The sequence below is a fragment of the Streptomyces sp. NPDC001599 genome, assembly GCF_042893535.1.
Classification (GTDB): Bacteria; Actinomycetota; Actinomycetes; order Streptomycetales; family Streptomycetaceae; genus Streptomyces.
In genome coordinates this window covers 159,267-168,348 of record NZ_JBIAVA010000007.1, presented here as the reverse complement: position 1 = coordinate 168,348, position 9,082 = coordinate 159,267, and the positions used below count along the sequence as shown (strand labels likewise).

At 74.5% G+C, this 9,082-nt stretch carries 8 protein-coding genes; all 8 read right to left on the bottom strand.

Translation table 11 applies throughout. The annotated features are described in order from the left end of the window. Nucleotides 1-167 precede the first annotated feature (167 nt). Nucleotides 168-1,622 carry an MFS transporter gene (locus ACFYZ3_RS19655; RefSeq protein ID WP_388519119.1) on the bottom strand — a complete coding sequence of 485 codons (1,455 nt, stop codon included), beginning with the start codon at nucleotides 1,620-1,622 and terminating at the stop codon, nucleotides 168-170. A gap of 81 nt (nucleotides 1,623-1,703) precedes the next feature. Beyond that, entirely contained in the window at nucleotides 1,704-2,735 is a 1,032-nt protein-coding gene (gene fbaA, locus ACFYZ3_RS19650; protein ID WP_388519116.1) for a class II fructose-bisphosphate aldolase, read from the bottom strand. Nucleotides 2,736-2,907: 172 nt separating this feature from the next. Continuing rightward, entirely contained in the window at nucleotides 2,908-3,456 is a 549-nt protein-coding gene (gene pyrE, locus ACFYZ3_RS19645; RefSeq protein WP_388519113.1) for an orotate phosphoribosyltransferase, read from the bottom strand. A gap of 10 nt (nucleotides 3,457-3,466) precedes the next feature. After that, the gene (locus ACFYZ3_RS19640) at nucleotides 3,467-4,264 is read right to left on the bottom strand and encodes an aldose 1-epimerase (RefSeq protein WP_388519111.1); all 798 of its coding nucleotides are present in this window, start codon (nucleotides 4,262-4,264) and stop codon (nucleotides 3,467-3,469) included. Nucleotides 4,265-4,331: 67 nt separating this feature from the next. Beyond that, entirely contained in the window at nucleotides 4,332-5,180 is an 849-nt protein-coding gene (locus tag ACFYZ3_RS19635; protein ID WP_388519108.1) for an SRPBCC domain-containing protein, read from the bottom strand. Nucleotides 5,181-5,232: 52 nt separating this feature from the next. Beyond that, entirely contained in the window at nucleotides 5,233-5,979 is a 747-nt protein-coding gene (locus ACFYZ3_RS19630; RefSeq protein WP_388519106.1) for a response regulator, read from the bottom strand. Further along, the gene (locus ACFYZ3_RS19625) at nucleotides 5,976-7,136 is read right to left on the bottom strand and encodes a sensor histidine kinase (RefSeq protein ID WP_388519103.1); all 1,161 of its coding nucleotides are present in this window, start codon (nucleotides 7,134-7,136) and stop codon (nucleotides 5,976-5,978) included. The genes ACFYZ3_RS19630 and ACFYZ3_RS19625 overlap by 4 nt, the downstream gene beginning before the upstream one ends. 259 nt (nucleotides 7,137-7,395) lie before the next feature. Beyond that, entirely contained in the window at nucleotides 7,396-9,066 is a 1,671-nt protein-coding gene (locus ACFYZ3_RS19620) for a polyamine aminopropyltransferase (RefSeq protein WP_388519100.1), read from the bottom strand. Nucleotides 9,067-9,082: the final 16 nt, after the last annotated feature.

Sequence of the window (9,082 nt, the reverse complement as noted above, 5' to 3'; positions counted from 1 at the left end):
CCAAGGCGACACCCCGCGACCGGGCACGTCGTCGGCCGCGGGTGCGTCATGGCTGGGCGCGCAGTTCCCCGCGCCCCTTGGCGGCGTGATCGGGGCGTCGGCCAGGGCGGCAACCCTGCGTCCCCTTCCGTGCGCGGTTCCCCGCGCCCCTCAAGGGCGGGGCAGGGTCAGGTGGCTCGCTCTCCCTCCAGCGGGGGTGTCAGGACCGAGCCGTGGGTGCGGCACTCGGGGCGGGGGCAGTCCGGGGCCGGGCGGCGCACCGTGGTGAAGGCGATCAGGGAGCCCGCGACCAGGATCCCCGCGCAGATCAGCATCGCCGGTCCGAACGCGTCGTCGAACGCGTCGGCCGAGCGGTAGGCCTCCTCCCCCATGCCGGTGAGCAGGGGCAGCGCGGCGACCGCGACGAGCCCCGCCGCACGGGCCGCAGCGTTGTTGATGCCGCTGGCCAGACCGGCGCGCGCGGTGTCCACGGCGGCCAGCACGCTCGCCGTCAGCGGGGCGACCAGGGTGACCATGCCGAGGCCGAGCACCAGCAGGGCGGGCAGCACGTCGGCCAGGTACGAGGCGCCGGGACCGACCCGCAGCATCAGCACCATCCCGGCGGCGCAGAGCAGGGGGCCGACGGTGAGCTGGAGGCGCGGGCCGAGGCGCTCGGCGAGTTCGCCGGAGCGGGCGGAGAGCAGCAGCATCAGGACGGTGGTCGGCAGCAGGGCCGTACCGGCGGCCAGCGCGGACCAGCCGACGACGACCTGGAGCTGGAGCGCGGCGAGGAAGAAGAAGCCGCCGAAGGCCGCGTACACGCACAGGGTGACCAGGTTGATCGCCGAGAACTGGCGGGAGGAGAAGACGTCGAGCGGCATCATCGGGTCCTTGGCCCCCCGCTCGACGAGGACGAAGGCCACGGCGGCCACCACCCCGGCCACCGCGCTGAGCGCCACCGCCCAGGACGCCGTACGGGCCTCGATCAGCGCGTAGGTGAGCAGCGCGAGGGCCGCCGCGCACAGGGCCGCGCCGAGGACGTCGAAGCGGGTGTGGGCGCGCTCGTCCGACGACTCGGGGACGTGCCGCAGCGCGATCGGGGCGCACAGCAGCGCCAGCGGGACGTTGAGGAGGAAGACCCAGCGCCAGCCCGCGCCGTCCACCAGCCAGCCCCCGAGGAACGGCCCGACCGCCGCGCCGACGCCCCCGAACCCCGACCACAGGCCCACCGCACGGCCCCGGTCGTCTGCGTGGAACGAGGCCTGGATCAGGGCGAGGGAGCCGGGCGTGAGCAGCGCCCCGCCGACGCCCTGGAGGGCACGGGCGGCGATCAGCACACCGGCGTTCGGCGCGAGCCCGCACAGCAGGGAGGCCGCGGCGAACCACAGCACACCCAGGACGAAGATCCGGCGGCGGCCGAACCGGTCCCCGAGGGCGCCGCCGAGGAGGATCAGGCCCGCCAGCGTGACCATGTACGCGTTGACGGTCCACTGGAGGGCGGCCAGGTCCGCGCCGAGGTCGCGCCCGATGTGGGGCAGCGCGACGTTGACGACGGTCGAGTCCAGCAGGGCCATGCTGGAGCCGAGGACGGTGGTGAGCAGGATCCATTTGCCCTGCGGGGAGGCCAGCCGGACATCGGGCATGCCCCAGATATACACCCGGGCATGCGGCGAGCCCGGCGCGTCGGGCGCCGGGCTCGTGCGAACGGTCGTGTCGACCGGGTGTTACTTGATCTTCTGGCCCGCCGAGCGCAGGTGACCGCAGGCCTCGACGACGCGCGCGGCCATGCCGGCCTCGGCCAGCTTGCCCCAGGTGCGCGGGTCGTACGTCTTCTTGTTGCCGACCTCGCCGTCGACCTTCAGGACGCCGTCGTAGTTGCGGAACACGTGGTCGACGACCGGACGCGTGAAGGCGTACTGGGTGTCCGTGTCGATGTTCATCTTGACCACGCCGTTCTCCAGGGCGGTCGCGATCTCCTCGGCGGTGGAGCCGGAGCCGCCGTGGAAGACGAAGTTGAACGGCTTGCTGCCGGCCGGCTGGCCGTACTTCGACGCGATGCCCTCGTTCAGCTCCTTGAGCAGCTCGGGGCGGAGCACGACGTTGCCCGGCTTGTACACGCCGTGCACGTTGCCGAAGGACGCGGCGAGCAGGTAGCGGCCCTTCTCGCCCAGGCCCAGGGCCTCGACGGTGCGGACCGCGTCGTCGACCGTGGTGTACAGGGAGTCGTTGATCTCGTGGGAGACGCCGTCCTCCTCGCCGCCGGTCGGGGTGATCTCGACCTCGAGGATGATCCTGGCGGCGCGGGCGCGCTCCAGCAGCTCCTGGGCGATGGAGAGGTTGTCGGCCAGGGTCTCGGCCGAACCGTCCCACATGTGCGACTGGAAGAGCGGGTTGCGGCCGGCCTTCACGCGCTCCTCGGAGACGGCGAGCAGCGGGCGTACGTACCCGTCGAGCTTGTCCTTGGGGCAGTGGTCCGTGTGCAGGGCGACGGTGACGTCGTACTTCTCGGCGACGATGTGCGCGAACTCGGCGAGGGCGACGGCGCCGGTCACCATGTCCTTGTTGTGCTGGCCGCCCAGGAACTCGGCGCCGCCGGTGGAGATCTGGACGATGCCGTCGCTCTCCGCCTCCGCGAAACCGCGCAGGGCGGCGTGCAGCGTCTGGGAAGAGGTCACGTTGATGGCGGGGTAGGCGAACTTTCCTGCCTTCGCCCGGTCCAGCATCTCGTTGTAGACCTCGGGAGTTGCGATGGGCATCTGTCCGCTCCTTGTATGTGCGGGTGGGCGTGTTGTTGCTTATGGCCCTGACCTAGGACTGGGGGGCGACGTCATCGTCGGCCCCATCCTTCCAGACGGACCGGGAATACCCGAGTGGACCCCGGCCCCGTCTCGGCCCCTGGTATCCCTGGCACCCCCGGTACTCCTGGTATCAGTCCAGGCCCAGCTCGTCCTTGTCGTACGCGTACAGGTACGGCACTCCCGCGCCGTCCTGGATCTTCTGCGCGGCGCCCGTCGCCCGGTCGACGATCGTCACGACGGCGACCACCTCGGCACCGGCCTCGCGCACGGCCTCGACGGCGGTGAGCGGGGAGCCGCCGGTGGTGGAGGTGTCCTCGACGACCACGACGCGGCGGCCCTTGATCTCCGGGCCCTCGACGCGGCGCTGAAGCCCGTGCGCCTTGGCGGTCTTGCGGACGACGAACGCGTCCAGCCTGCGGCCCCGCGCGGCGGCGGCGTGCAGCATGCTCGCGGCGACCGGGTCGGCGCCCATGGTCAGCCCGCCCACCGCGTCGAACTCCAGGTCGGCGGTCAGGTCGAGGAGCACCTGTCCGACCAGCGGCGCGGCCTCGCCGTCCAGGGTGATGCGGCGCAGGTCGACGTAGTAGTCGGCCTCCAGCCCCGAGGAGAGGGTGACCTTGCCGTGCACCACGGCCTTGTCCTTGATCTGCTGCAGCAGCTCGCCGCGTACGTCCGTCATGTACGCCAGCTTAAAGGCGGCGCCAGGCCCAGGTGGTCGTGGCCTCCAGCGGCTCCAGGGGTGTGACCAGGCGCGGGAGGATGTTCAGGCCGTTGGGCGGGCCGGTCTGCGGCTCCACGCAGACGGCGGCCTCCTGCTCGTCGTACACCACGGCCCACTGCTCCCGGCTGGTCACCTTCAGCTCCAGCAGACCCGGCCAGGTCAGCGTGACGTCGACGCCGTCGGGCATGCCGAAGCAGTCGTCCCAGGGGCCGGGCTTCGGCTCGACGCGGTTGCCGGTGGGGAGGTGGTCGTCGCCGCGCTCCTCCTGCCAGGCGGGGTCGAAGGCGATCTCCACACCGGTGCCGGGCTTGTCGTCGAGGGTCCGGTTGAACCAGGGGTGCCAGCCGATCTGCGCCGGGAAGGACGACTCGTACGTCTCCACGGACATCGACAGCGTGAGCCCGTCCTCGGCGAGCGCGACCACCTGGGTGACGCGGCCGGGGTAGGGCCAGGGGTCGACGAGGTCGTACGTGAGGACGGCCTCGTCGGCGGTGACGCGGGCGGTGCGCCAGGCGGCGTCGCGGGCGGTGCCGTGGATGGCGTGCGGCGGGGAGTTCAGCGGCATCTGGTGGACCACGGCGCCGTCGCTGAAGCGGCCGTCGCGGATGCGTCCGCACCAGGGGACCATCGGGAAGCAGCCGTAGCGCTCGCCCTGGCGGAGCAGCTCCGTGCCGCCGACGCGGAGTCCGCCGATCCGGCCGCCGTTGCCCGGCAGCACGGTCGCCTCCGCGTCGCCCGCGGTCAGCGTGATGGGTTCGTTACTCACGCCACGACCCTACTGGGGCGATCAAGGGCGCCCCACCCGGCGGTGACCCTGAGGGGTCCGGCGGTGGTCAGCGGCGTCTGCGCAGTGCGCGGCCCACCACGATCGCCGACGCCACGACCAGCGCCGCCGCGGGGGCGGCCCAGCGCAGGGGGGCGCCGACCGCGCTCGGCTGGGGCGCGGGCACGGGGGCGTACCGGCCGCGCGGCGGGGAGTGGTCCACCTCCTCGGCGCTGCGGCCGATCATCGTGCGGCGTGCGTGTGCGGCCTCGGCGGGGGGCGGGACGGCCGGCTCGTCGTCCGGGCGCCCGCCGTCGTCCGCGGCCGCTTCGGCTTCCGCTTTCTCGCGCGTGTGCGCGTCTGCTTCTGCTTCTGCGTCTGCGTCTGCGTCCTCGTCGCCGTCCGCGAGGGAGGACGGGGGGACCTCGGTGTCGAAGACGGAGGCGGGGCGCGGTTCGGGGCGCGGGCTCGGCCCCGGCTCCGGGGCGGGGGGCGCCTGCGCCGCCGTGCCCAGGTTCTCGGTGAACCGGGCCAGCAGCCGTGTCGTGGCCGACGCCACCGACTCCGGCGGCAGCTCCGTGACCCGCCCGTCCGCGGTGGCCGTCCCGGTGAACGTGAGGGTGGCGCCGCCCTCGGCGTCGTCCGCGCGCAGCGTCAGCGCGAGCGCGACCGCGCCGGTGCCGCGCGACTCGGTGGCCTCGCCCTCGACGGCGTAGGTGCCGTCCTCGCGCGCGGACAGGCGCAGGGAGCCGCGGTAGGTGATGGAGTGACTGCCGATGCGTACCTTCAGCCGGCCCGTGACGGGCTCGGCACCGGCGTCCTGCTGGAGCCCCGGAACCGCCCGGGCGACCCGGACGGGGTCGGCCAGCACGTCCCTGAGCCGCTCGGCCGGAACCGGAACGAACACCTCATGCTCCATGTCACGGCACCCTACCCAGCGGGGGCCCGCCGCACCCCCCGTCGGCACAAAGTCACCCGGCGCCCGCGCTCCCCGGCGTCACCAGTCCCGTCTCGTACGCCACGACCACCGCCTGGGCCCTGCTGGTCAGGCCCAGCTTGGTCATGGTGCGGTTGAGGTGGGTCTTCACGGTGGCCTCGCTGATGAACAGCCGGTCGGCGGCCTCGGCGTTGCTCAGTCCGCGGGCGACCAGTTGCAGGACCTCGGCCTCGCGGCCGGTCAGCGTCGTCAGCTCGGGCGGCGGCGGACCGCCGTCCCGCGGGTCCGCGCGCCCCGTGTCCGTCATCCGCGTGAACGCCTCCACCAGGCGCCGGGTGACCGCGGGGGCGAACAGGGCGTCGCCGCCGTGCACCGCGGTGACCGCGGCCAGCAGCCGTTCGGGACCCGCGTCCTTGAGCAGGAAGCCGGACGCGCCGGCCCGCAGCGCCCCGTACACGTACTCGTCGAGGTCGAAGGTGGTCAGGACGAGGACGCGGGGCGCCGGGTCCACCGCCTCGGCGAGGATCCGCTCGGTGGCCTGGATGCCGGTGAGGCCGGGCATGCGGATGTCCATCAGGACCACGTCCGGCCGGGTCCGCGCGGCCAGCTCCACCGCCTCGGCGCCGTCGGCCGCCTCGCCGACGACCTCCATGCCGGGGGCGGCGCGCAGCAGCGTGGCGAGGCCGGTGCGGACGAGGTACTGGTCGTCGACGACGAGCAGGCGGATCGGCCCGGCGGCGTCGTGGTGCGGCCCGTCCGGCGGGCGGTCTGCGTCGGTCATTCCCGCACGGAGTCTCCCCGGCGTGCGACTTGTACCGGCGTCGGAAGGGTCAGGCGCACGCCGAATCCACCCTCGCTGCGCGGGCCGACGGCGATCGTCCCGCCGTAGAGCTTGGCCCTCTCCCGCATCCCGATCAAGCCGTGGCCGCCCCGTTCGGCAGGTGTGACCGGATCCAGCCCCTCCACCGGCCCGCCGTCGGTCACCGACACCGTCACCTCGCCCGCGCGGTAGGCGAGTTCGACGGCGGCGTCCGCGCCGGGCGCGTGCTTGAGCACGTTGGTGAGGGCCTCCTGCACCACCCGGTAGACGCACAGCTGAACGCCCGGCGGCAGGGGGCGCGGGGTGCCGGTGACCCGCAGCCGAACGCCCACGCCGCCGGTGCGCACCCGGGTGACCATCTCGTCGAGCTGGTCGAGGCCGGGAGCGGGGGCGCCGTCCGCACCCTGCACGCCGTCGGCGCGCAACAGGCCGAGCATGCGGCGCAGTTCGGCCAGTGCCTCGCCGCTGGCGCCCTCGATGGTGTCCAGGGCTTCGCGTGCGGTGCGGGCGTCGGAGCGGAAGACGAAGCGGGCCAGTCCGGCCTGGACGTTGATGACGGCGATGTGGTGGGCGACCACGTCGTGCAGTTCGCGGGCGATCCGCACGCGTTCCTCGGCGACCTCGCGCCGGGCCCGGTCGGCCTGTTCGGCCCGCAGCCGCAGCGTCAGCTCGCCGGTCCGGCGGGCCACGTGTCCGAACCGCCACAGCACCAGCGGAAAGCCCACGGCCTGCCCCACCACCGACGCCATGGCCGCGGAGTCGCTGCGCAGCCCGGCGTAGATCCACACCCCGGCGAGCAGGGCGGCGCAGGCGGCGGCGGTGCGGGTGGGGCGCTGGGCGGCGACGGTGTAGACGGCGAGCATCGGGCCGAAGGAGCCGACGACGGGCCAGTAGTCGAGGGTGACGTAGAGCGCCCAGCAGGCGTGGACGGCGAGGCAGACGGTGACGGGGGCGCGGGTGCGCAGGACGAGGGGGAGGGTGAGCAGGGCGACGAGCGTCCAGGCGAGCGGGTCGAGCGCGGGCCACCCCTGGGCGACGGCCTCGGTGCCGAGCAGGACGGCCACGGTCGTCAGCGCCGCGGCGATCAGACCGTCGGCCGCCAGGGGGTGCAGGCGCATTCCCGCAGCGTAGGTCCGCCGCCCGGCGTCGGCGTCATCCTTCTGCCGTACCGCGGAAGTTGCAGGAACCGGGCGACTACCGCGCCGGGTGGGCCCCGGTCTCCACCCACCGCCGGATTCCGGGACGCGCGGGGCGGCCGTAGATTCTCGGTGCGAGCGATCCACAGGGGGGTGTGGCGGTCCGTCCCGCGCCTGGGGGAGGGTCGGGCCGCCGCACGGGGAGAGGGCGGATCGCGGTCGCGACGCCTGTGGGGCGGGCTCAGAACCGGGGATGCACGAGCGTGGAGGGCGGCAGCCCGGCCATCCGGGTGCGGGCCGCCTCGCGGACGCCTCGGGCCAGGGAGTCCGGGGTGAGGCTGTGCGGGCGGGGTGCCGCCGGGTCCAGGCGCGGGGCGGGGGCCGTGCGCGCGGCCAGCAGGAAGCCCCAGCCGCGGGGCGCGGGAGGGTCCGCGGCCGCGCGACGCGGGCCGGGCGCGGCGTCGGAGCCGGTGTCGGAGCCGGTGTCGCGTGCGCCGACGCGGTAGGCGACGGCGGGCAGGCCCGCCGCGCGAAGGGTGGCGTCCACGGTCCAGAAGGCCCGGGGGTGTGCGTCGACCGGGCCCGCGTGGACCGCCAGCCGACCGTCGGGCGCGAGCACCCGCCGCAGCAGTCCGTAGAACTCCTGGGAGTACAGCTTCGTGCTGGCCGTGATGCCCGGGTCGGGCAGATCCGAGATCACCACGTCGTACGTCGCGGAGGGCGTCGCGCGCAGCCGGTGGAAGGCGTCGCCCGTGAGGACGCGGACGCGCGCGTCGCCGTAGGCGTGCTCGTTGAGGGTGGACAGACCGGGGTCGTGCCGGGCCAGCCGGGCGAGGCCGGGGTCGGCTTCGAGGACGTCGACGCGGTGCACGCCGGGGTGGCGCAGCACCTCCCGCGCGGCCAGGCCGTCGCCGCCGCCGAGGATCAGCACGCGCGCGTGCGGGCCGCTCATGGCGGGGTGCACCAGCGCTTCGTGGTAGCCCCGCCCGTCGCTGCCGCGCACCCGCAGCCGCCCGTCGAGGAACAGGTCGAGGGGCCGCCCGTCGGCGTCGCCGGTGAGGACGATCTCCTGCACGTCGGTCCGGACGGCCACGCGGACGTCCTGGCCGTACACGGCCTGCCGGGCCGCGCGTTCGAAGTCGTCGGCGAGGACGGTCGCGGTGGCGAGGAGGGCGAGGACGACCGCGTTGGCGGTCAGCAGCAGCCAGCGCGCCCGGCGGGTCAGGTCGCGCCGGAACAGTCCGAGGACCAGGGCGGCGCCGACGACCGCGTTGACGGTGCCGGTGAGCAGCGCACCGGTGAGCTGGCCGAGGAAGGGCAGCAGGACGAACGGGAAGGCGAGGCCGCCGACGAGCGCGCCGACGTAGTCCGCGGCGAACAGGTCGGCGACGGCGCCGCCCGGGTCCTGCCTGCGCACCCGCTGGATCAGCTCCATGAGCAGCGGCACCTCGGCGCCGATCAGCACGCCGATGGCGAGGGAGAAGGCGACCAGCAGGATGCGCGGCCCGTCGGCCCACAGGCCGCCCCAGCCGCCGGTCCAGGCGAAGACCGCGTACAGCAGCATGGCGCTGGAGCCGCCGACCAGGGCGAGCGCGGCCTCCAGCGCGCCGAAGCCGGCCGCCGCCAGGCCGCGCAGCCGTTTGGCGGCGAGCGAGCCGAGGCCCATGGCGAAGACCATGACGGACAGGACGACGGACGCCTGGGTGACCGAGTCGCCGATCAGGTACGAGGCGAGCGCGACGAGTTCGAGTTCGTACACGAGCCCGCAGGCCGCGCACACGAACACGCCCGCCAGCACCAGGAACCGCCCGACGGCCGGCCGGACGGGCAGCCGCGCGGGCGCTTCCGGGCCGCAGGGGCCGCCCCAGGACGGCGGAGAGCCGGGCGGGGCGGGCGCGTGCGGTTCGATCACGCAGTGACGTTACGTC